A 22,797-nucleotide genomic window follows, 5' to 3' on the forward strand; every position below is an offset into this window, starting at 1 on the left:
ACGAAGCAATCCCCGATAAGCAGAGCCGCTCTGTACTTTGGGGATTGCTTCGTACCTCGCAATGACGCATTTATTATTATCTATTTTCAATTTTTAAAAAACCGTGTCCTCAACCTTTTCAGCATGCATTGGATAATCCGTAGTATAATGTAGTCCCCTGCTTTCTTTACGCAACATGGCCGATTTTACAACAATAAAGGATACTTGTATTAAATTACGCAGCTCGCAAAGCTTTACGGATAGCTTTGTCTTCTTATAAAAAGATTCTGTTTCCTCGTATAACAAACCTAACCTCCGTAAGGCCCTTTCCAATCGGAAATCGGAACGAACAATACCCACATAGTCATTCATCAGTTTCTGCATTTCGCGTACATTGTGTGTTACCAGGATATCTTCGTTTGATAATTGTACACCTTTTTCATCCCAATCAGGGATATTATCAGGGATAACAAAATCTTTAAATTTGCTTACTGCGTCTTCGTATATGCGGTGAGCAAAAACCAATGCTTCTAATAATGAATTAGAAGCCAAACGGTTAGCTCCATGTAAGCCCGTTGAAGAGCATTCGCCACAGGCATATAAGCGCAGTATAGATGACTGCCCAGCATGATCAACCATTACACCACCACACATGTAATGACAGGCTGGCGCTACCGGGATCATATCCTTGGTCATATCGATACCTATCTCCAGGCATTTAGCATATATATTAGGAAAATGATTTAAAATATCTTTTTTACTGCGATGTCTGATATCCAGGTAAACAAAATCTTCACCAGATTTTTTAATCTCGGCATCAATAGCACGGGCAGTAATATCACGTGGGGCTAATGATTTGCGCGGATCATACTCTTCCATAAACTCTTCGCCATTGGTACGTCTCAACACACCTCCAAAACCACGTACTGCTTCTGATATTAAAAAAGAAGGATACTCACCCGGGTTATATAAAGCTGTAGGATGAAATTGTATAAACTCCATATTACGCACTTTTCCTTTAGCACGATAAACCATAGCAACTCCATCGCCGGTAGCAATGGTTGGGTTAGTAGTTACCGCATAAATATGACCAGCACCACCCGAAGCCATCACGGTTACTTTGGATAATATCTTTTCCACAATATTACTTTCGGTATTGAAAGCATAAATGCCATAGCAGGTAATATCTGTACTTGATTTACCTACCAACTCGCCCAAATGATGCTGAGTGATCAAATCAACCGCGAAATAATGTGTTAATATTTCAATATTAGGATTCTTATGTATCTCTTCTAAAAGTGAACGCTCTATTTCCCAGCCAGTTACATCTTTATAATGCAGTACCCTAAATTCCGAATGCCCGCCCTCTTTGGCCAGGTCATAAAAGCCTTCATTGGTCTTATCGAAATTCGTTCCGTAATCAATAATTTCATTGATGCGTTCAGGACCTTCTTTAACAACGGCTTCCACAACTTCTTTGTCGCAAAGCCCATCACCTGATATTAAAGTGTCTTCTATATGCTTTTCAAAAGAATCTTCTTTTTTATCCACAACTACGGCAACACCACCCTGGGCATACTTAGTGTTTGATTCATCTTCGTTTGATTTTGTAACTATCAGAACCTTACCATGCTTTGCAGCCTTTAGCGCAAAACTCAATCCTGCGATGCCCGATCCCACAACCAGAAAATCAACTGTTTTGGTCATATTTATATATAAATTGTGTAAAAGTATAATTAGTGTTAACAACAGGTACAAAACCTGTTAATTTCATGTAAACAAATAGCTAATAAATAATCAACTCGTGGATAACTGCCATTTTTGATGCTAATATGAATAATTTTTGAGCGACTTTTGAGGTACTAAAGTCATATAGTTAACATTTTACCCACTCACAAAATATTAACATAAAAGTTTTTCAAATAAAATTTGATTGTCATACGAATCACAAAATCAATCAAATATAATATGAAAAGATGTGGAAAACTGTTAGTAAAATGTGAAAACTAATTAATGAAACAAAATATATCACGACTTTTGCACAATACTAACACACCAATAAACAATAGTTTTATTTATATAAAAAATTAGTTGTTATTAATTGAAATGTTGAAATGGATATCTTCGAAGAATTAAATGTGAAAGGATTTGTGGACGAATACATCGACCCCACGCTTGATCTTTTTGATGAGATTGAAAAACTTAAAAAGGAAAAAAATGCAGTTATTTTGGCTCATTATTACCAGGAACCCGATATCCAGGATATTGCGGATTATATTGGAGATAGTTTGGGGCTTTCGCAACAAGCCGCAAAGACTGATGCCGATATTATCGTTTTCGCCGGGGTACACTTCATGGCCGAAACTGCCAAGATCCTTTCGCCAAACAAAAAAGTTTTATTACCCGACTTAAAGGCAGGTTGCTCATTAGCAGATAGTTGTCCGCCCCATTTATTTAAAAAGTTTAAGGAGAACTATCCCGATCATCTGGTGATCACCTACGTAAACTGTACGGCCGAACTGAAAGCTTTAAGTGATATTGTTTGTACATCAAGTAACGCCGTAGCCATTGTAGAAAGCTTACCAAAAGATCAAAAGATCATATTTGGGCCCGATAAAAACCTGGGTGCCTATGTGGCTAAAAAAACAGGACGTGACCTGGTATTGTGGAACGGAGCCTGTATGGTTCATGAAATTTTTTCCAGGGAAAAGATCACTAAACTCAAGGAAAGATACCCTAATGCCAAGCTGTTGGCACATCCTGAATGCGAGGAAGTTATATTGCAAATGGCCGATTATATTGGCTCAACAACCGGGATACTGAAATATGCAGGCAGCCACTCTGATAAAGAATTTATAGTTGCAACCGAAGCGGGGATACTACACCAGATGCAAAAGGAAAATCCGGATAAAACGTTTATCCCGGCACCACCAAATAACAATTGTGCTTGTAATGATTGTCCGCATATGAAACGTAATACACTGGAAAAATTATACCTGTGTTTAAAGAATGGATCACCAGAAATTACAGTGCCGGAACATATTATTGAACGTGCGGTAAAACCAATTGAACGGATGTTGGAAATATCGGCACGGTTGGGGTTGTAAAGGCATAAATAAAACGCGTCATTGCGAGCGCAGCGTGGCAATCCCCGATTTGTAGAGCCACTCTGTATAGTTAGGGATTGCCACGCTGCGCTCGCAATGGCGTATCTATTTTATGGAAAGATTATAGGTGAGCTTTTAGTATTACCCCTAGAAATCCAAAAAAATTTCCCGCCAAAGGCGGATATGATGGATTGTTGTGCCGGTTGGGACAGTGAGATTGGTAGAGGCTAAAATCCTAAAAAAATTTCCCGCCTTCGGCGGTAGACATCATGTTGGTTTTTGCGACGGCCCGAAATTTTTACACCTTAATACGGCGGAACATTTTTGTATTTTTGCAGATTATTATATTAAAAAAAAATGTTTGAAAATCAGGACAGGACGAATTTAGAGGACTTAGGCGAATTTGGGCTGATAGGTCATCTGACAAAAAATATAAAATTGACCCAGCAAAGCACCGTAAAAGGTGTGGGTGATGATGCAGCTGTACTTGATTTTACCGGCAAAAAAGTGCTGGTAAGTACCGATATGCTATTGGAAGGTATTCATTTCGACTTGGCTTATACCCCACTAAAACATTTAGGCTACAAAGCTATACAGGTAAACCTGAGCGATATTTATGCCATGAATGGTACCGCTTCGCAGGTTACGGTATCTATCGGGATGTCGAGCAAATTTCCGTTGGAAGCTATTGAAGAACTATACGAGGGCATTTATATTGCTTGCGAAAAATATAATGTTGACCTGGTTGGCGGTGATACCACTTCGTCAAAACAAGGTTTGGTGATCAGTGTAACTTCTATTGGTTATGCGGATGAGGCTGATGTAACCTACCGCAATACAGCCGGCGAAGGCGATTTGATCTGCGTGTCCGGCGACTTAGGCGGCGCCTATGTTGGTTTGCAATTGCTGGAGCGCGAAAAACTCATCTACCTCGAAAATCCACAGGTCCAACCCGATTTAGAGGGAAAAGATTATATTGTGGAGCGCCAGTTAAAACCAGAGGCTCGTCGTGATATTGTCGAATTGTTGAAAAGCATCGACGTAAAACCAACATCCATGATCGATGTATCCGATGGTTTGGCATCTGAGATATTGCACATCTGTAAGCAAAGCGACAAGGGTTGTAACCTGTATGAAGATAAGATCCCGCTGGATCCGATGACCTACGAAACAGCCCGTGAATTTAACCTCGATCCTACTGTTTGCGCGCTGAGTGGCGGCGAAGACTATGAGCTGCTTTTTACCGTAAAACAAGCCGATTACGACAAGATCAAGTTCAAGATGGATATCACTATCATTGGACACATCACTGAGCCCTCAGCAGGCTGCAACCTCATTACCAAAACAGGCAATGTACACGCCTTGAAAGCCCAGGGATGGAATGCTTTTAAAAAGGATTGATAAAAAATGTTTAACAGTCTTTTTAAAAAACTGAATAACGGACAAGATACCGATAAACCCCAACAGGTTGCTACCGGGATAATGTTATTATACCTGGCATTCATCCTGTCAATGGTAACCGATTGGCTTGATGGTATTGGTGTTATCCCTTTCATTATCAGTTTTATTGTGATCAGTCTGGTGATCACAGCTACCTCTGCCGGTAAAAAATGGGCACGTATAGTAGCCCTTATATTTATCGTTTTCAACGTGCTTTCCTTTGGGTTCAACATTGCACAATTGCTAAGTCATGCTATAAAAGAGAAATTCACCAATTTGGTTATGGCGCTATATGCCATCGAGATTGTGATTGAACTGATAGCCTTACGCCTGCTATTTTCCAAACCGGCTAATAGTTGGTTTAATGAGCAAGGGGAAGATGTGATTGCGTAAACACATTTCCCTTGTTTTGTCATGCTGAACGTAGTGAAGCATCTATCTGTGCAATACGCAAAGTTCATTAATAGATCCTTCGTTCCTCAGGATGACAAATAGGTTAAGGCGTTTATCTACTCATCCCCAATAAATTTCTGATCGATCTGCTTATCAGCCTTAGCGCCTAACTTTTTGATCTTTTCGGCGGTGGTGGTTAAATTTCCGCGACCTTCTGAAAGCTTATTCAAAGCCGTATTATAGGCGCTTTGGGTTTGATTAATGTTGCGGCCAATGCTGTCCATGTCGCCCAGGAAACCTACAAATTTGTCATACATATCGCCGCTCAGGCGGGCAATTTCCAGTACGTTTCTGTTTTGACGCTCCTGTTTCCACATGCTTGCGATGGTGCGGAGTGTAGCCAACAGGGTTGACGGACTAACGATCACCACCTTTTTATCCCAGGCATAATTAAACAGCTCACCATCCAGTTGAACGGCTATACTGAAAGAGGATTCAATAGGAACAAAAAGCAGGACAAAATCGGGTGAGTTGATCTTGTACAGGTCATGATATTTTTTGGATGACAGACCGCCGATATGATTCCGGATAGATTCAATGTGTGCTTTGGCAAAAAGCTTCCGGTCTTCCTCGGTATCTGCGTTCACCAGGCGCTCATAAGCTATCAGGGATACTTTTGAGTCGATCACGAGGTGTTTATCATCGGGCAGGTCAATGATCACGTCGGGCTGATACCGGGTCCCGTCGGTGGTTTGCATGGCAGCTTGTACGCGATATTCCTGGTCGCGTACCAGGCCCGATCGTTCCAACACCCGTTCCAGGATCACTTCACCCCAGTTACCTTGTTTTTTATTGTCGCCTTTAAGTGCTTTAGTCAGATTCTGAGCTTCGTCGCTGATCTGTTTGTTCAGGTCCATCAACTGGGTGATCACGCCTTTTAACGTATTGCGCTCAGCGGCTTCCATGTTATAAACCTTTTCTACCTTATCCTCAAAGGCCTTCAGGTTTTCCTTCAGCGGATTAAGGATCATATCCAGGTTACTGCGGTTTACGTCAATAAATTCCTTTGACTTTTCTTTCAGCAGTTTTTCGGCCACATTCTCAAATTCGCGTTGAAACTGTGTACGGATCTGTTCCACCTCTACCTTTTGCTCCTGTAGTTTTTCCTGCTGCGATTGATAATATGATTTAACGCTTTCCAGCTGTTGGTTAACCTGAGCCAGCTGGGTGCGTTCAAATAGCAATTCATCCAGCAGCCGGGTTTTCTCATCCTTCAACAGCTGGATGATATTTTCCTTTTCAGTGGATATAATGCTTCCTTTTTCTTCGGCACGGGCCAGGTTAATTTTAAGCAGATCTTGCTCATTGCGAAGCCGGTTCAGCTCTTCTACCGATATCAGCTCAATAGCTTTTGGCTTTTTTAAAAACAAAAAAACGGAAAGCAATAGCATCGCCAGGGAAACAACTAATAAAATATCGCCACTCATATTGATAAAAATATTAGTAAAATTATGATAATATTTTTAGTAATGCAATATAATGTGGCTGAAAAAGGCTAACGCGGGATACTTTTATTAACCGGCGTATCAGCAGTGGGTGCGGCGGCAGTATCCCCTGTTTTGCTGGTATCTGTACTGCCCGGACTAAGGGCGCTACTGCCCGCGGCGCCGGATGATTTGACCGCCTGTGTGCTATCGGCCGGGCCGCTGTTGCCTTTAACTGCGGAAGTATCACTATTCCGGTTTGTTTTATCGGTCCCGGTACAGGCGGCTAATGCAAGTATCATTCCTGCAAATATGGTTAAAAGGGAATTTTTCATGTAGGGTGATGTTTTCAGAGTAACATACCGTACATGGGATTGGTTCTGACTTATTTGATATTGAGCCGACCGATCAGTTCCGGATCGAGCAGAGCCTGATAAGGGTCGCCCGAAAGGTGAAGCAAATGAGCGAAGGCAGGCTCGGTTTTATAACCCTGTTTTTTAAGTTCAATTACCTTTTGCCGGAATGATTCACCATAATGCTCCAACAACAAATATTCAACGATCATGTGCCGATAAGCATTTTGTTGTAGAGTTGGAATATATTGGCCAAAAACCTCTACCGGCCAGCCATCGACAGCAAAATTAGCTATGATGGTTTCCTGTTGATCGATAATGGTATCAGTAAGCCCGAAGTTTTCAAAATCTGAAAAGGCTAAGGCTACCACGCTTTTGAAATCCACTTTATTACTAAAACAACAAACGATGTCCAGATCGCTGGTTTCTATGCCGATATTGATGGGAATAGTGCCGACTAAAACGGGATCAAATAGCTGCAGAGGGCCAAACAAATCGTATTTCAACAGCAGGCTATAAGCAGCCTGTTGTTGTGAATTGCCAGTGCTTAAGTACGCTAAATTAAGGAATTGATCTGTGGACATTTGTAACCGGTTATTTTGAAACGGTATACCAGGGGATATTCAGCAACCCTTTTTTCAAATGAACATCTACTACTGATCCAATAGTATCCTGAAAATATTCAGCTGCTGAAATATCAATATTGCTTGTATTTGATTTCGGGCCCCATGGACCTATTACCAGGTGATAGTGCGTGCCTTTGTTATGTGTAATGCTATGACTCAATACTCTTGCGTCAAAAAGCTTTTCTGTAGAGCGGTCAAAAACACAATTGATCAATATAACACAGCAAAACCCGTAAATACCCCCGGTTAATAAACGGCCAAAACTTAAAGAACCACCTGTGGTTGTGGCTCCTTTATATGTACCAGAAAGCAGAAAAAGCATACCCAACCCTACAGCAGCAATAACAAAAGGAAGCCAAACGTGATTGAACGCAAGAATATTATAGCCAGCTATGGATTTGATAAACAGAGGAATTAGGGCACCGTATACACCGATCAAAACACTGTAATAGGGAGTGCGCGGTTTAGCAAAAAGTTTTATTAAGTCTTTACTGGTAATAATGATGATAATGGCTATAAGTGGATAAATGATAAGAATAGCATCAAAAAGGGAGCTTCTCTTAAAAACAAAAAGGAAGATGAAAAAAAGGCCCCCAATAACATTATAAATAATAGCTGTTATCCGGGCTTTGTGAATGGCACTTTTTTTATCCGTTTCTGTGATCCCCAACCGGGTATCATTCAGAATGCTATCCTCGTCGGCTTGATAGTCTACCCGATCAAGATCTGTAAAGTTTTCGTCGAGCCATTTCGTCAGTTCTTCCCACTCCGTATATTCTGCATAATTGTTGATCGTAATTTTGGAATAAGAAGTGTTATTGGGGATAATGTATATCACTTTTGACCCTATCCTGTAACCTTTGACGTCTGCCAAAAGAAGTTCCCGCGTTCTGAATAAATTGATGTGCACAATACGATCATCATACACCATGATTTTTCTTTTAAGAGTTCCTATTACAATAAGTATTGATGATCCGCATAAAAGCATACCAAACAAAAGGCCAAGCGGGTTTCTGGAAACAAAGGTTATTGCTATAAAAACACCAAACCCAAACACCATTAGGGCTATGAAAAAATAAAAAACGCGTTGGCTCCGCGATACCGGAAATTCCTGATTCATTGTAATGCGACAATTAGGTTGAACAAGATAGTAAAATAAGCCGAATGCCTACTTTGCTTTCTCCACCCTTAACCCAACATCGCTCACCTCATGCAGGGGGTTATCGCGCATGTTTTGTTCTATCTCAAAATGATAATTGCCTTTGGCCGGGAATTTAACATTTGTTTTGAATGGCACCTGGTAGCTATACAAATTACCAGATCCTTTGCCAAACCACTCTCCATCACGGCCGGCCAGCTTTACTTCGTAGCGGGTAATCTTTACCTTTTTATCCGGGGATGTTTCGTAGATGAGCACAAACAGGTTGGAATATTTGTAATTGTCGGTAACCCGCAAATTCAGGTACAGATTATAGGCTGCAGACTCATCATTAATTTTGCAATCAAACTTTATCCGGTTCACATAGCTCCAGTTATGATCGGAAATGGCATTATTATTATCCATAACCGAATTAGCGTCGGAACAGCCGGCTAATACGGTGATCAACAAAACTCCTGTTATTGTACAAAAGGTTTTTAGGGCCCGTTTCATTATGATTTACTATCCGGCGGTGGGTTATTATTGTTTTTGTTTCCACGGTTTGGCCTGCGCCTGTTATTCCTGTTGCGGTTTTCCTGTACCGGTTTATCACCTGTTGCCTGTGGCGGACGGTTAGCCTGCTGTTGTGGCAGCCTGTTGCCTTGCGGAGCCTTAGGTGCATCAGGATTTTGCTGCTGCGCCGGTTTTTCTGCAGATGGTGCTGCGCCCTGCTGGCGTGGTTGGTTACTACCGCGGTTTTCCGGTGCAGGGGCGCCCGGCTTTCTGTCCTTATTACGGTTCCGGTTATTGTTATTCTTCTTTTTGTTATTGTTACGGCGCTCATCAAGACGGGTTAAACTGTCCTGACCAACCACATTTTCATAATCAAGCACTTTGGTCGGTTGGGTTTCTACCTCAATCAGTTCGCCCAGGTCGGCAGGAATAATACCTTCTTTATTTTGCTGCTGAATTTCTTTCACCTTACTGATAGGCAATGGTACCCATGATTCTTCGCGCGGATAGCTAAACCACATGATCTTTTTAAAGATATCGGTTTTCTGCAGGCGTGCGTCACCCTTTTCGGTACGCAGCACGTTCACATTATCGGGGATATATTTCAGGGCATCCATATAGGTGTCCAGCTCATAATTAAGGCAGCATTTCAGTTTACCGCACTGGCCCGCCAGCTTCAAAGTGTTGAGTGATAGGTTCTGGTAACGCGCTGCCGAAGTAGATACGGTTTTAAAATCGGTAAGCCAGGTGGAGCAGCACAACTCACGACCGCAGGAGCCGATACCGCCTAAACGGCTTGCTTCCTGCCGCATACCTATCTGCCGCATCTCGATACGAATGCGGAAGGTTTCGGCCATTTTTTTGATCAGTTCCCTGAAATCAACGCGGCCTTCGGCCGTATAATAAAAAGTAGCTTTGGTTTTATCGCCCTGGTAATCCACATCGCTCAATTTCATGCTCAGGTTAAGATCAAGGGCCAGTTTGCGCGATTTGTGCATGGTTTCCCACTCCATATCTTTAGCCGCTTTCCACTTATCCACATCGGCAATAGTAGCCTTGCGGTATATCTTTTTCACTACATCGGCTTCTTTTACATGGCGTTTCACCATTTGCATGCGCACCAGTTCGCCGGTTAGCGATACATGGCCTATATCATAACCACCGGTAGCCGCTTCTACAGCTACCAGCTCGCCGGCTTCCAGGTAAATATTGTCGGTATTTATAAAAAACTCCTTTCGTGAGCCTTTAAATTTTACTTCAATAACCGGGAACGGCTTATAATTTGTTGGCATGTCCATGTGGGCCAGCCAATCGTAAACATCTAATTTGCTGCAACCATTAGTAAGGCATGAACCATTACTTTTGCAGCCCGCAGGCGAACATCCGCCACCTGTTGAGCAACTTCCACAACCCATAATTAATTTGGTATATATTGACTCCCCTGAGGGATGGTTTTTAAATTTAATATTTTAATAATCTGTAAAGATACATCTAAAAATAAAATTTTAGGGTTTGCATTTCTCTCTACATGATAATGCGCTTTTTCAAGCTCATCACTTATATATTGGCTCTTTTCAATACTCAGTACATTGGTCATCTTTTGTGCCGTTTCCAGCTCTTTTGCCGGCAGGTGCACCAGGTTGCCGGCGCCGGCCATGAGCAGGCAGCACTCGCGTATAAAGCTGATGCCGTAGCGTAAAAAATTTTTCTGGTTTTCGCGGCCCATTTTGGCAAACTGGTCAACAAAGGTTAAAATTTCCAGTCCCTTGTTGCTAAAGCATAGGCGCAGCCATTGTACAAAAAGATTATGATAGCCTTTATTGTCCTGCTGCAGCATGGTTAAAGCTTCGGTTAAGTTGCCGTTGCTTAAATAGGCAATTTCGGCAGCGGCGTCCACAGTTTGCTTATGTTCGGTAAGCAAATATTGGTTTATTTCCTCGTAGGTAAGGCAGGGAATCTTAACCAGCTGCGTACGCGACAGGATAGTATTCAGTATTTGATCCTGATTTTGTGCCACCAATATAAACAACGTATTAGGCTGGGGTTCTTCAATAATTTTCAGTAACGCATTGCCTTCTTTGTCCAGGTATTCAGGTAGCCAAAGGATCAGGATCTTATAAACCGATTCAAATGGTTTAAAGCTGAGTTTTTTAATGATCTGGTGGCACTCGGCTATATTGATATTCGCTTGTTTGTTCTCGGCATCCAGGTATCCGCGCCAGTCGTCAAGACTCAGGTACGGGTTGGCGGAGAAAGCTTCGCGCCATTGTTCAATAAACGTAAGAGCGGTATCATCCTTGTGTTTAGCGAAAAAAGGATAAGAGAAATGCAGATCGGGGTGCATCAGCTTTTGATATTTACGGCACGACGCGCATTCGCCGCAGGAATCATCAGCCTGTTTATTTTCGCACGATAAAAATTGCGCGTAAGCAACAGCTAATGCCAGGCTGCCCGATCCTTCGGGACCCAAAAATAACTGCGCATGGCTTACCCGGTTCTCTTTTACCGTGTTAAGCAACCGTTGCTTTACAGCATCCTGTCCAACTATATCTTTAAACTGCATTTGGTGCAAAATAAGAATTAGATGTGAGATGTTGTTAATCAGATATGAGATAGGAGATATGAGATGTGAGACAATAATGATTAAATTATTGATAATGAGATTATTATGCTATATGGAAATTGAAGTGAATATCCTATATCTTTACCAAATGAAAACCTCATATCTCACATCTCCTATCTTTACAAAATGAGAATAATGGCTTTTGATTATGGTACCAAGCGTATAGGCATCGCGGTGACCGATCCCTTGCAGATCATTGCCACCGGGCTGGACACCATACATCCACAATATATTGTAGATTATCTGAAAACCTACCTGCAAACAGAGCAGGTGGAGCGCTTTATAGTGGGCGAACCCAAGCAGATGGATAACACCCCCTCGCAATCGGCCGTGCATGTAAAAGGTTTTGTAACCCTGCTTAAAAAGAATTTCCCGGATGTTCCCATCGAAATGCTGGATGAGCGCTTTACCTCCAAAATGGCATCCGCCACTATAGCCCAAAGTGGTATGAACAAAAAACACCGGCAAAATAAGGAGCTGGTTGATACCATATCGGCCGTGATATTATTGCAGAGCTACATGGACCGCAGATTATTTTGATTGCGTTGATTTCGCTGATGCTTTGCTGGCGTTAGATGATTTATTCGTTGATTTTTTGCAATTGGTAAGTGATTTTTAGTTTGATGATTGATTTTTTGATTGTTGTTTGGCCAACTTGTATTCGTTGGTGATGCGTTTAAACTCCAGGCTCTTTGAGCCGAAATTGAGGAGTAGCCCTGTTTCTAATTTGTAAGCCTCCAGATAGTTTATTACCTGGGCCAGGTGCGCGTCTTCTAACTTTGATGTCGCTTTAATTTCTACCATAATAATATCATGAACTAAAAATCCACACGTCTTTTCCCAATGTTAATTCCATCATAATAAATGGTCATTTCCAATTCCTGACTAAATATTAACCCGTTCTTTTGCATTTCAATAGCTAAAGCTCGCTGATAAACCACTTCCTGGAAACCACTCCCTAATGCGTTATGAACTTTCATCGCGCATCCAATTATTTTTCCTGTCAGATCGGAGTATTTATAAGAACTGTTTACTATCTCTTTCATTCAGATAAGGTTATGGGCTTTGTTCAATAACGTTATAAAACCAAACAAAATAAGGGAAATATTAACACAAAAGAATCAGGGAAATCAGCTCAATCAATCAAAATCAACGGTTCAGACAATTGGCATGACAAATAAAATCATCTAATAATCAATAGCTTACAAAAAAAACCACCGAAATCAACGCAATCAAACCCATCAACGGTTTATCTTTGCCCCCATGGATATTCTACCACATGGCCTACAGGCATACTTAGATGACCATTGCGACCCCGAGCCGGCAGCATTGCAAAAGCTCAACCGGGAAACGCATTTAAAAGTGCTCCGTCCGCATATGTTGTCGGGCCATTATCAGGGGCGTTTGCTTAGTTTTTTGAGCAAAATGATACAGCCCAAACTGATCCTGGAAATAGGCACTTTTACTGGCTACTCTGCCATTTGCCTGGCTGAAGGGTTGGTAGAAGGCGGCATCCTCCATACCATTGAAGTGAACCGCGAGATGGAGGAGATCATCAATTCACACTTTAAATCAACAAATGTTGAAAATAAAATAAAACTGCATTTTGGCCAGGCAGAGGCCATTATTGCTGATTTAGAGGAAGATAATTTCGACCTGGTGTTTATTGATGCTGATAAAAAGAATAATTATACTTACTTTCAAATGACTTTTAACAAGGTCAGGTCCGGAGGATTAATAATAATTGATAATGTTTTGTGGAAAGGAAAGGTGTATGGTGACGAAAAAGATACCGATACCGAGAATATCCGCAAACTAAATGACCAGATAGCTGTTGACCCCAGGGTAGAAAAACTAATCCTGCCGGTTCGCGATGGGCTGCTGGTTATCAGAAAAAAATAAATTATGAAAAAAATCTTACTGATTACATCATTGTTGGTCTCAACATTAGCTGCTTCAGCACAGAAAAATACCCCAACTTCTTACATTGAAAAATTTAAGGACGACGCCATCCGCATCATGCACGAAACCGGGATTCCGGCAAGCATCGTTTTAGGTGTGGCCATGCATGAGTCGGCCAGCGGCAACAGTACCCTTGCACAGCATTTAAACAACCAGTTTGGTGTAAAAGGCGGCGGCGGCGCGGTTTTTTACAAAGGCCATAAAAAAGTACGTACAGCCTATAAAAAATATGATTCGGTGATGGACTCTTTCCAGGATTTTGCCCGTATCATGACCGAGCGCAAGCCGTTCAGCCACCTGGCCGACGCGCTTACCCACTATGATTACCTGGGCTGGGCCAAAGGTATACAGCGTGGTGGTTATGCCGGCAGCCGTAAGTGGGCTTCGCAGGTGTTAGGTATCATCCGGAAGTACGACCTGCATGACCTTGACGAAAGACCAGAAGATTCCCTAAAACAGGTAAAGCAGCCGCAATTGGCAGAAACAAATTAATAAAGATTGAGAGTCAGGAATTAAGAGTCAAAAATCAAGACGGAGGAATAACGAATCCTTTCTTCCTGATTCTTGACTCTTAATTCTTGACTCTTTTTTTAACCGTATGCAAAAACAAATCTATCTACTACTGTTCGTAGCGGCTGTTTGCCTTGCCTCCTGCTCGGCCAAAAAGAAAACTATCTCCAACAGGCAGGTTCGGCAGAATAACAATACCATCAAAAAGCAAAATCAGGATGCTATTGCCAATTATCAGTCGTATACCTCTCTTTCCTATATCGACAGGTTTAAAGGCATAGCCATACAGGAAATGAACCAGTATGGCATCCCGGCAAGTATTACGCTGGCTCAGGGGTTGTTTGAGTCGGGCAGCGGTAACAGCGACCTGGCTAAAGTGGCCAATAATCACTTCGGTATTAAATGCACCAGCGACTGGAAAGGGAAAAGCTATTACAAAGATGATGACAGCGCCAACGAATGTTTCAGGGTATATGATAACCCCGACGACTCCTATCGCGATCATTCTGCTTTCCTGAAGCGTAAAAACTATGCCCGCTTGTTTGAGCTGGATAAAAATGATTATGAAGGCTGGGCCCGAGGCCTGAAACAATGTGGCTATGCTACAAATCCCAAATACCCGGAGCTGCTGATCAATATTATTGTGCGCTACCATCTTGACCAGTATGATCGCCCGGAAGGAGAAATTGCCAAAATCAAACGCGAAGACCGCGTGCTTACGCAGATCAATAATACCATTGGTAAAGCCGATACCGACACCATTGCCAAAACCAAACCCGACGATAAAATATACACCGTTAAACAGGGCGATACCCTATATAACATATCCAAGCGTTTTGGAATAACAGTTGATGAGTTAAAAGGGCTAAACAACATTGTTGATGACCATATTGCTATTGGTCAGAAGCTGGTAGTTGTGAAGTAGCCGGGAGTATCAAGTAGTTAGTATCAAGTATCATGATTTCTTGCAGGCTTTTGATATCACTTTAATGTCGTGATACTTGATACTAACTACTTGATACCATAAAAGCTGTTAATTGTTGTTAAATAATATGACCAGGAACGGCCGAAAGCTTATTTTTGGCGCTGCAATGAAAATATGGCTGCTATTGTTTTTATGTACGCTATCTGCAACGGTTTTTGCCCAGCAAAAAACTGTTGACGGTATTGTATTTGATAAAGACAGCAAAGGCCGTATTGCCAAAGTGAATGTGCTGAATGCCACAACGGGCAAATCGGTTTATAATACCTTTAAGGGCGAGTTTAATATTGAGGCTAAACCCGGCGATGTGCTTATTTTTACCAAGCCCGATCATTACGCTGATACCTTAAAATTACAAAACAACACCTCACTGGCTGTTTATATGAAACGTTCGGCCATACAGCTGAAAGAGGTTTTTGTGCGCGATACCATGCTAAACCCGCAAAAACAGCTGGATGCGACTAAAAGAGATTACACCAAACTTTACGGATCACTGGATAATCATGACCTGCTTACGGTTGCGCCAGGAATGGGTGCAGGCATTGGTATTGATGCCTTATGGAACTCCTTAAGCCGGAGCGGCCGCAATGCCGAAAAGTTACGGGGCATCATTGAACGGGATTACAAGCAAAATGTGATCGACTTTAGGTTTAACCGGACTTATGTTGGTAACATTACCCACCTGAAGGATCAACAGCTAACCGATTTTATGCAGCGTTATCGCCCCGGCTACTACCTGGTAACCACTGCCAGCGATTATGAATTTATCGCCTCTATCAAATCAAACCTAAGGCGTTTTTTACGCTCGCCCCGGGCGTTTGCTTTACCCCAGTTGGTTACCCCGAAGGCAGAAGATTTGGCCAATTGAAGCTTGCTGTTTCTGGAATTTAGTAGGCTTAACAAAGAGCAGGGAAATTCGTACTCTGAATTAAAATTCTTGTTAAAAGAACCTGTGTTGCTAATAATATCTTGACAGCAATAATTGCAATAAATTTATAGCGGTAACCAAGGGAAATATAATAATTAAATAAGTGACGACAGGTTTAAATTTGTGTAACTTATTTGATAAGGCTGGGTCGATGAGGCCCAGTACAAGAAATGGAAAAATAGGCAGCAAATACCGGCCCTGCATCCCATTTAAAACTGGGGAATCCAGCGCTGTCCAGGTGATATACTGAACAGACATTACAGCAATTAACGAAGCAAACACCGCGATAAGAAAAGCTATCCGAAGCGCAAAATGCTCATCTTTTTTAAACCGGCCATAAGTAATGAACCCGACAGAAAGGATGGAAAATGCCATGATGTAATAAAATTGCGAAAAAATGCCATCGAGCCAACCTAAAACACCAATAAACGATCTTATATTACCCAAAACCGCGTCTTTATCAACATCAAAAAACATTGCAGCAAACCTGAAGGGATGCTGAAAAATGTGCAAAACCTGAAGTTTTGCATTAATATGAAGTGAAGGGGGGGCGAAAATTACACCTAAATTAATACGATCTATATAAAGCCATGTAGCAATAATCAGGAAAGAGATCCCTAAAAGCAACCCCTTTAATTTCAGGTTCAATCTTAGAAATAAAAAAACGATCGAAAATAGTGCATAAGGGGGCTTTGCCATTCCTATAATGCTCATCAGTATGATCATGGCATAAATATGCCATTGTTGATATTGAGTTTTTTCACCAAACTCCGCATGATCAATAATGGCTACCAATAAAAAGGAACAACTGATTAAAACAGCGTCCTGGCTCACCGATGCGAATAATTCAATGGTCATTGGAAAAAGCAAAACGATAAAAAGTAAAATATTACTTCGCCGGGCTAATAACAAAGCAAAAAAACTTAAAGTTATGGCCAATGCCCCATTGAAAAGTCTTGAAATAAAAAGGGTTTTAATAACAGATAGATGGAAAAGCTTACCTAATGCAACGCCTAAAGCAGGCATGGCGTAAACTAAAGGCATGTAAATAGCGGTATTGCCAAAGTTTGAATAGGCTATACCGGAACCCCATTTAATGTCTTTGGCGGCATGAAACAAATGGTCATTTACTTTAACATCGGCGTTTGCTTGTATGTAGAAAAAAAGATCGGCTGCTGCAGGTATGCCTTTATCTGTCTTAAATCCCCCCGGTTTAGGATATAGTACTGTCGAATCAAGCGATGTTGATCTTTTATTGGTATCGGTTTGATGTTTGTAATAAAAAGAAGGGACGAGCTCGCCTCTTGAAACCTGCTCGGCCCGCATAAAATGGTTGGGCTCATCCGGGTTTTGAAATGGCGGGATCATAGCCGCGGCCATATAAACCATGGGGATGGCATAAAGCAAATAGATATAGTGTAATTGTTTACGGAGCTTTAAATAAAAAGTATGAATATTAATCATGCAGGGTGGTTTCACAACAGGTAAAAAGAGTTGGCGACAAAGTTAATTATGTTAACATTACATTTTAACTTTTGATTAGCGTAATTGTTGTAACAACTTATCGCTGAATTATGATACCCGCTACCATATCAGACACCCTGCATGAGCCGATTAAAAATTAGGATCGAAATTAAAATAGATGGGGTTTGATAAACCCACCATATTGCCGCTTAGCGCCATTGATCCGGGAACCTGCGGATACGCGGTTTGCGGACCCTGCACTTCCACCCGGTAATAACTGCGGCCCTGTGTTTGCGGGGTATCAGTAAATTCCACAGAAGCCGTTTTGCCGTTTACCTGGAAAGTGCCGAATTTGTCGCCATTTTTTATAACGTTAACTGTGTAGGAGGAATCGACCACTGTTTTCCCGGTTAATTTAACCTGGAATTTTACGGGTTTGCCTGTGGCTTTGGTGTTATCGCCCATCATCATATCCATTTTACCGTCCTGGTTAACATCTGCATAAAACTCAACGCGCGGGGCGTATGGGTTTGAGCTTACACAAACACGGCCATTGGTCAGCGCGTCTATCACAGCCTGCGAGGTACGCGCTGTGGCAAATACCCAGGTGGTGGGCGTGCCTACATAATTGGCCTTGGCCTGGTAGGTGTTTTTGGAAGGCTGTTCTGTTCCCTCGGGCGTACCGTGATGCGCGTCGCTGCCGCCCCTGCCTGTTAGTTTGCGGCCCGATGAAAGCATATCATCCCAGATCATGATGGCGTTAGCGTTTTTTGACCAGATGGCTGAGTTCCAAACCTCTATGGAGTTCACCATATCGTACGAATATCCGAAATGATCTTTACCGCTTGGATGATTGGCCGACAAATGGATGCCCAACTCTTTTTTGATAGCTCCGATCACCACGTCGCGCTGGTCACGCACGTCATATAGCCGCTGGTGATCATAAGGTTTGGCCGAAAACGCGTTGCCATGCCCGCGAACGGTGGTCCATTCGGCGCCATATAATAATAATACAGAATCCGACTTAAACTCAGGGTCGGCCCAGGTGTTGTGCGCTACATCACCGTTTACATGGTTGTCATGATCGGTGATGCAGATGTAATCGATACCAACCGCTTTTGAAAAGGCGATGATCTTGGCGATGGAATTATTTGATGACTCCGTGCTGTGACGGGAGTGTACATGCAGTTCGCCTTTAAGCCATACGCCCTTGCTCAGGCTGGCAATTGAAGGGAGCACCTCCGGAGTAACAGGCGCCCATGGATTGCTATGATTTGATGGCCCCTGTGCAAAACCGGCCAGGCAGGTCATGAGCAAAGCAACTGTGGTACTGGTAATGTGCTTAAATAGCTGATTTGAGGGAGAAAGTGTTTGTAAAAAGGTGTTCATTTGCTTTAATTTTTAACCATGTAAGGTATTTGGCTGCCAACTTACCCCACTGATATTAGCAAATTGTTAAAGCCGGGAAAATGCAGTATAAATGTGACAAAGGGAACTGCCAAATGGTTGTTTTTTCCCCATTCCCGGGAATTGATCACATCAAGCTTTTCTTCTCAGTATATGCCAGGATTCCATCGGTCTTCCTGTGTTATAGGAACTGGCCAGTTCCCAGCCTTTAGTAGCCAAATAGTTCAAAGCATCAACAATTGATGTAAATTCCTTAACTATTTCTGTTTCTTTTTCGTAGCCGGTCTCCTGGCCAAAATCAATTTCAATATCAACTTTGGAGGAAAATGCGTGCTTGGTTGCTGTCAGTGTACAATATTTTTCGTTTAGTGGTAGCATTATTGTTAGGGTTTTACCGATGCACAATATAAGAAACTTTTTTTAGGCCCTGGCTTATCTATGAGTCCTCACAAAAGCTTCTGTTGTACGGCCGCCATCAGCAGCTCGGCAGTATTTTTTACCTCAAACTTTTGCAGCAGGTTTTTCCGGTGTGTATCCACAGTAAGAGGACTCAAAAATAGCTCGGTGGCAATGGCTGCGGTAGTTTTGCCCTGGGCCAGCAGCTCCAGGATCTGTTTTTCTCTTTTGGTGATGGATGCAACCTCATTAAGCCCGGCTTTGGAAGGGCGGCCCATAATTTCCTTCGCCTCCCGGCTAAAGGTGATCAGCCCGTGCAGCGCTTCCTGTATACAGCCCAACAGCTCATCCTGCGAAACATTTTTCAGTAAATAGCCGCTGGCGCCGCATTGCAGCATTTGCAGCATCATGCTGCGTTCTGTTTGATTACTCAGGCCCAGCACAATGGTTTTGGGCGAGATCTTTTTGATCTCCTTACACAGTTCAATACCGTTAACATCGGGCAAACTAATATCCAGCAATACCAGGTCAACCTCATTCTGACTTAAAAACGAGATAAACTCCCGCCCTCTTGTAAAGCTTACCGTAGTGTAAATGGCAGCTTCGGGTTTTAACAATGATTTCAAGCCTTCGATCACCATGGGATGATCATCGACAATGGCGAGTATGGTTTTATCCTGCTGCATTTAATTCGATGTTAATAACGGTACCTTCATTGATCGCCGATTCTATATCCATTTTTCCCTTCATGTAATCTACCCGGTTTTTGATGTTGCTAAACCCGATGCCTTCGGCATCTAAAGCGGTTTTAACATCGAATCCAATGCCGTTATCTTCTATGGTGATTAAAAATATATCGTTGTTCTGACTGCATTGTAATATGATATTGCTGGCTTGTGCGTGCCTCACCGCGTTTGACAGAAGCTCCTGTACAATACGATAGATATTGGCCTGGATAACCGCCGGCATATCTTTCCGGATGTCATAGGCCTGAAATTTGATCTTGGTTTGCTCGCTCATCAATGATTCGCACAGGTCGCGCAAGGCAGTTTCCAGCCCCTGCCTCAGCAGGCTTTCTGGCATCATGTTGCGGGCTATACGCCGCAGTTCTGCCACCGAATGGTCCAGTTGCAATATTATCCCGTCAAGCTCCTGGTGCCCTGCCGCCTTAGCCTGTCCCGAAAGTTTTATTTTGATACCCGAAAGCATGCCCCCCAGTCCATCATGCAGATCGCGGGCTACACGCTGCCGCTCCTGCTCTTCGCCGGTAAGCATAGCTTGAGTGAATTTGAGCTGCTGCTGTTGTTCGATCTCTTTTAGCTGCTGCTGATGGTTTAACTCTTTCTGTTGCGCCAGTTTTTTGCTATTGCGATAATAGTAGATTAAAAACACCGTAATGATGAGCAAAGTTATACTGGCGGTACCCAGTAACCAGTTGGTCAGTTTCGCTTTTTGCCTGTCCGCCTCCAGCTCCGTAATTTTTTTCTGTTTTTCGGCAGTCTGATACTTTATTTCCAGCGAGTTTATTTTGGTTTCCAGCGTGCTGTGTGAAATGCTATCGCTCAGAGCGCTGTACCGTTTCATCCAATCATAAGCGCCGGCTTTATCTTTCAGCTCTTCATCGGTTAAGGCCAGGCAATAAAACAATTGCGACCGGTTTGAGGCGATGTTCATGAAGGGCTTACGATGGCTGAGGTCAAGCGCGACAGCCTTAGCTTGCTGAAAAGATTTTTTATTATACAGGGCATAAAATTTTTGCATCAGCAGCCGCTGTTCGGGGTATTCCTGCTGTAATTTTTGCGCCAGTGCAATACCTTTATCAATAACGCTGAGCGACTGATCAAACTGCCCGGCTATCGTGAGGCGCATGCCCTCACCTGCATAATAATCAAGCCAGGCATCAGCATCGGGGTAAGGTGTTAGTAAAACGCGCATGCTATCCAGCATGGCGGCGGCTTGTGCAGCCCTGCCCGACAGTGAATAGTTTTCAGACAGCGTATGATAGGCCGATGCCAGGTATTGCGCGTCCTTTGGTGCGTTTTTTAGCGTGGCGATGGCTTTAAACAAATAAACTTCGGCCTTTTTAAAGTTGTTTAAGTTTTTAAATGCGAATGCTACATCCAGGTAAATTTTACCAGTATATCCATGGTCGCCGGCCCGTTGGGCCAATGGAAGGGCTTGGTTCAGGAGGATGTTTACGTAGGCTTCCAGGTTATCATTTTTATATTGCAGCAAGCGGGCATAATCATGCAGGCCCTTAGCCCGTATCAAAAGCGCATCGGGAGTATTATACTTTTTTAGCTCTTTATCGGCTTGTAAATAAGTTTTTATAGCCGAATCGGGCCGCGCCCCCGGTAATGTACCCGCCTGAAATACTAAGAAAACCGATTGCAGGTATCTATTGCTCCCGCTGTATTTAAGTCCCTGTTGTAAATATTGGCGGGCCTTCACTGTGTCTTCTGACAGAATAAAATAATCGGTTAGCCGGAAACAGCTGCGGGCTTTCGCGCTATCTGGTGCAGGGTTGTTTAAGGTTAGGCGAATGCTGTCGGCATAATGTTTTCCGTTAAGGGGCAGCTGTGCGCGGCTGCTTACGGCTATCGCCATAAAAACGATCAAACTGTAATATTTTTTCATTGATTAAGCTGAGGACTTTGGTAGATGCGGGATAATCAGGGGCCTAAATTTAATGGTAAAGTTTTCTTTTATCCAAATGCTGTCCTGAAATTCCTTTTATGCAAAGTTGAATTATTTAAAAAGCATTAAAAATACCTAACTATAGGTATAAAAAAATACCAGATATACCCGATTGTTTGTTTTTACTTCCCGGCCTACTTTTGAAACGCCTACTCCCTAACATGGCACCCGCCTACAAGCAAGATTGAAAACGCATAGAGGAAGAAATGATAAAAAGCAACAGATAATACAATAGGAATAGCAGGTATACCCATACCCAAACCCGGATGTGGAAGAATTTACAAGTAAATAATCACAAACAATTTAAAAACAACTCTTATGAAAAAAGCAATTTTATGGATAAACCTTGTCGTTTTGGGTTTACTGACCTTTAGCGGATGCTCCAGCAAAAAAGATGATCCGACCCCTCCGGCTCAAACTCAAAAAAATATGAAGTTTACCATTACGACTACCGGTCTTCTGGCTTCTGACGATTTTGATTTTGTTATTGTTGGTACAACAGTTCAGGGAACCGAGACTACCTTATTTAAACTAAACGGCGTTGTACAGCCTAACCAAAAAGCGTTAACTATTACAAACGCTCAACTTAGGGCAGGGCAAGTGGTGATAGAAACAACTACGCCCATATTTGCAGCGGCTATTAGCACAGGTGGATTTAGCGCCACCAATGGTCATAGCTTTACTTTTAAATTGGAGCCCGTTATTGACGGAGCTGCACAGCCTGTCATCAACAAAACCATCACCACTACGGTATATACAGGTGATTTTCAATATTCAGCAAAATAACAAGAAAAA

General features: G+C 42.4%; 22 protein-coding genes and 1 pseudogene. 9 read left to right on the plus strand and 14 right to left on the minus strand.

The window, feature by feature from the left end:
- Positions 1–93: 93 nt before the first annotated feature.
- A complete protein-coding gene (gene nadB, locus AB6735_RS10305) occupies positions 94–1,686 on the minus strand; it encodes an L-aspartate oxidase (protein WP_370995841.1) in 1,593 nt (530 codons plus the stop codon).
- A 407-nt stretch (positions 1,687–2,093) separates the two neighbouring features.
- Here nadB and nadA point away from each other — a divergent pair, with 407 nt between their 5' ends.
- From nadA to AB6735_RS10320, 3 genes are all read left to right on the plus strand, one after another.
- The gene (nadA, locus tag AB6735_RS10310; RefSeq protein ID WP_370995842.1) at positions 2,094–3,086 is read left to right on the plus strand and encodes a quinolinate synthase NadA; all 993 of its coding nucleotides are present in this window, start codon (positions 2,094–2,096) and stop codon (positions 3,084–3,086) included.
- A 357-nt stretch (positions 3,087–3,443) separates the two neighbouring features.
- A complete protein-coding gene (thiL, locus tag AB6735_RS10315; protein WP_370995843.1) occupies positions 3,444–4,487 on the plus strand; it encodes a thiamine-phosphate kinase in 1,044 nt (347 codons plus the stop codon).
- A 6-nt stretch (positions 4,488–4,493) separates the two neighbouring features.
- Positions 4,494–4,919, plus strand: coding sequence for a hypothetical protein (locus AB6735_RS10320; protein ID WP_370995844.1), 426 nt, complete (start codon positions 4,494–4,496; stop codon positions 4,917–4,919).
- Between the two features lie 116 nt (positions 4,920–5,035).
- On the opposite strand, the gene AB6735_RS10325 is transcribed toward AB6735_RS10320, so the two are convergent.
- From AB6735_RS10325 to AB6735_RS10355, 7 genes are all read right to left on the minus strand, one after another.
- Positions 5,036–6,406, minus strand: coding sequence for a DNA recombination protein RmuC (locus tag AB6735_RS10325; RefSeq protein WP_370995845.1), 1,371 nt, complete (start codon positions 6,404–6,406; stop codon positions 5,036–5,038).
- Positions 6,407–6,474: 68 nt separating this feature from the next.
- Positions 6,475–6,738, minus strand: a complete 264-nt coding sequence (locus tag AB6735_RS10330) for a hypothetical protein (RefSeq protein WP_370995846.1) — start codon at positions 6,736–6,738, stop codon at positions 6,475–6,477.
- A 50-nt stretch (positions 6,739–6,788) separates the two neighbouring features.
- The gene (locus AB6735_RS10335) at positions 6,789–7,340 is read right to left on the minus strand and encodes a DUF4269 domain-containing protein (RefSeq protein ID WP_370995847.1); all 552 of its coding nucleotides are present in this window, start codon (positions 7,338–7,340) and stop codon (positions 6,789–6,791) included.
- A gap of 10 nt (positions 7,341–7,350) precedes the next feature.
- Complete coding sequence (locus AB6735_RS10340; RefSeq protein ID WP_370995848.1) at positions 7,351–8,502, minus strand: hypothetical protein; 1,152 nt, start codon at positions 8,500–8,502, stop codon at positions 7,351–7,353.
- Between the two features lie 48 nt (positions 8,503–8,550).
- Positions 8,551–9,033: a gliding motility lipoprotein GldH gene (locus AB6735_RS10345; protein ID WP_370995849.1), complete on the minus strand. Its 483-nt coding sequence runs from the start codon at positions 9,031–9,033 to the stop codon at positions 8,551–8,553.
- Positions 9,033–10,448: a regulatory iron-sulfur-containing complex subunit RicT gene (gene ricT / locus AB6735_RS10350; protein ID WP_370995850.1), complete on the minus strand. Its 1,416-nt coding sequence runs from the start codon at positions 10,446–10,448 to the stop codon at positions 9,033–9,035. Before ricT ends, AB6735_RS10345 begins: the two co-directional genes overlap by 1 nt.
- 2 nt (positions 10,449–10,450) lie before the next feature.
- Positions 10,451–11,596, minus strand: coding sequence for an ATP-binding protein (locus tag AB6735_RS10355; protein ID WP_370995851.1), 1,146 nt, complete (start codon positions 11,594–11,596; stop codon positions 10,451–10,453).
- A gap of 186 nt (positions 11,597–11,782) precedes the next feature.
- Between AB6735_RS10355 and ruvX the strand changes: the two genes are divergently transcribed.
- Complete coding sequence (gene ruvX, locus AB6735_RS10360) at positions 11,783–12,196, plus strand: Holliday junction resolvase RuvX (protein WP_370995852.1); 414 nt, start codon at positions 11,783–11,785, stop codon at positions 12,194–12,196.
- A 75-nt stretch (positions 12,197–12,271) separates the two neighbouring features.
- On the opposite strand, the pseudogene AB6735_RS10365 reads toward ruvX, so the two are convergent.
- A pseudogene (locus AB6735_RS10365) lies at positions 12,272–12,702 on the minus strand (GxxExxY protein).
- A gap of 217 nt (positions 12,703–12,919) precedes the next feature.
- Here AB6735_RS10365 and AB6735_RS10370 point away from each other — a divergent pair.
- The 4 genes from AB6735_RS10370 (at position 12,920) to AB6735_RS10385 (ending at position 15,978) form a co-directional block, all read left to right on the plus strand.
- Complete coding sequence (locus tag AB6735_RS10370; RefSeq protein ID WP_370995853.1) at positions 12,920–13,558, plus strand: O-methyltransferase; 639 nt, start codon at positions 12,920–12,922, stop codon at positions 13,556–13,558.
- Between the two features lie 3 nt (positions 13,559–13,561).
- Positions 13,562–14,110, plus strand: a complete 549-nt coding sequence (locus AB6735_RS10375; protein ID WP_370995854.1) for a glycoside hydrolase family 73 protein — start codon at positions 13,562–13,564, stop codon at positions 14,108–14,110.
- 106 nt (positions 14,111–14,216) lie between these two features.
- A complete protein-coding gene (locus AB6735_RS10380) occupies positions 14,217–15,053 on the plus strand; it encodes a glucosaminidase domain-containing protein (RefSeq protein ID WP_370995855.1) in 837 nt (278 codons plus the stop codon).
- A gap of 127 nt (positions 15,054–15,180) precedes the next feature.
- Complete coding sequence (locus AB6735_RS10385) at positions 15,181–15,978, plus strand: hypothetical protein (RefSeq protein WP_370995856.1); 798 nt, start codon at positions 15,181–15,183, stop codon at positions 15,976–15,978.
- A gap of 90 nt (positions 15,979–16,068) precedes the next feature.
- On the opposite strand, the gene AB6735_RS10390 is transcribed toward AB6735_RS10385, so the two are convergent.
- From AB6735_RS10390 to AB6735_RS10410, 5 genes are all read right to left on the minus strand, one after another.
- A complete protein-coding gene (locus AB6735_RS10390; protein WP_370995857.1) occupies positions 16,069–17,502 on the minus strand; it encodes a DUF2142 domain-containing protein in 1,434 nt (477 codons plus the stop codon).
- 150 nt (positions 17,503–17,652) lie between these two features.
- The gene (locus AB6735_RS10395; RefSeq protein ID WP_370995858.1) at positions 17,653–18,891 is read right to left on the minus strand and encodes a CehA/McbA family metallohydrolase; all 1,239 of its coding nucleotides are present in this window, start codon (positions 18,889–18,891) and stop codon (positions 17,653–17,655) included.
- Between the two features lie 150 nt (positions 18,892–19,041).
- Positions 19,042–19,287: a hypothetical protein gene (locus AB6735_RS10400; RefSeq protein WP_370995859.1), complete on the minus strand. Its 246-nt coding sequence runs from the start codon at positions 19,285–19,287 to the stop codon at positions 19,042–19,044.
- A gap of 68 nt (positions 19,288–19,355) precedes the next feature.
- A complete protein-coding gene (locus AB6735_RS10405; RefSeq protein WP_370995860.1) occupies positions 19,356–19,991 on the minus strand; it encodes a response regulator in 636 nt (211 codons plus the stop codon).
- Entirely contained in the window at positions 19,978–21,942 is a 1,965-nt protein-coding gene (locus AB6735_RS10410) for an ATP-binding protein (protein WP_370995861.1), read from the minus strand. The genes AB6735_RS10405 and AB6735_RS10410 overlap by 14 nt, the downstream gene beginning before the upstream one ends.
- 378 nt (positions 21,943–22,320) lie before the next feature.
- Here AB6735_RS10410 and AB6735_RS10415 point away from each other — a divergent pair, with 378 nt between their 5' ends.
- Positions 22,321–22,788 (plus strand): hypothetical protein, encoded by a 468-nt coding sequence (locus AB6735_RS10415; RefSeq protein ID WP_370995862.1) that lies wholly within the window; start codon positions 22,321–22,323, stop codon positions 22,786–22,788.
- Positions 22,789–22,797 lie beyond the last annotated feature (9 nt).

Source organism: Mucilaginibacter sp. RCC_168 (genome assembly GCF_041355315.1).
Classification (GTDB): domain Bacteria; phylum Bacteroidota; class Bacteroidia; order Sphingobacteriales; family Sphingobacteriaceae; genus Mucilaginibacter.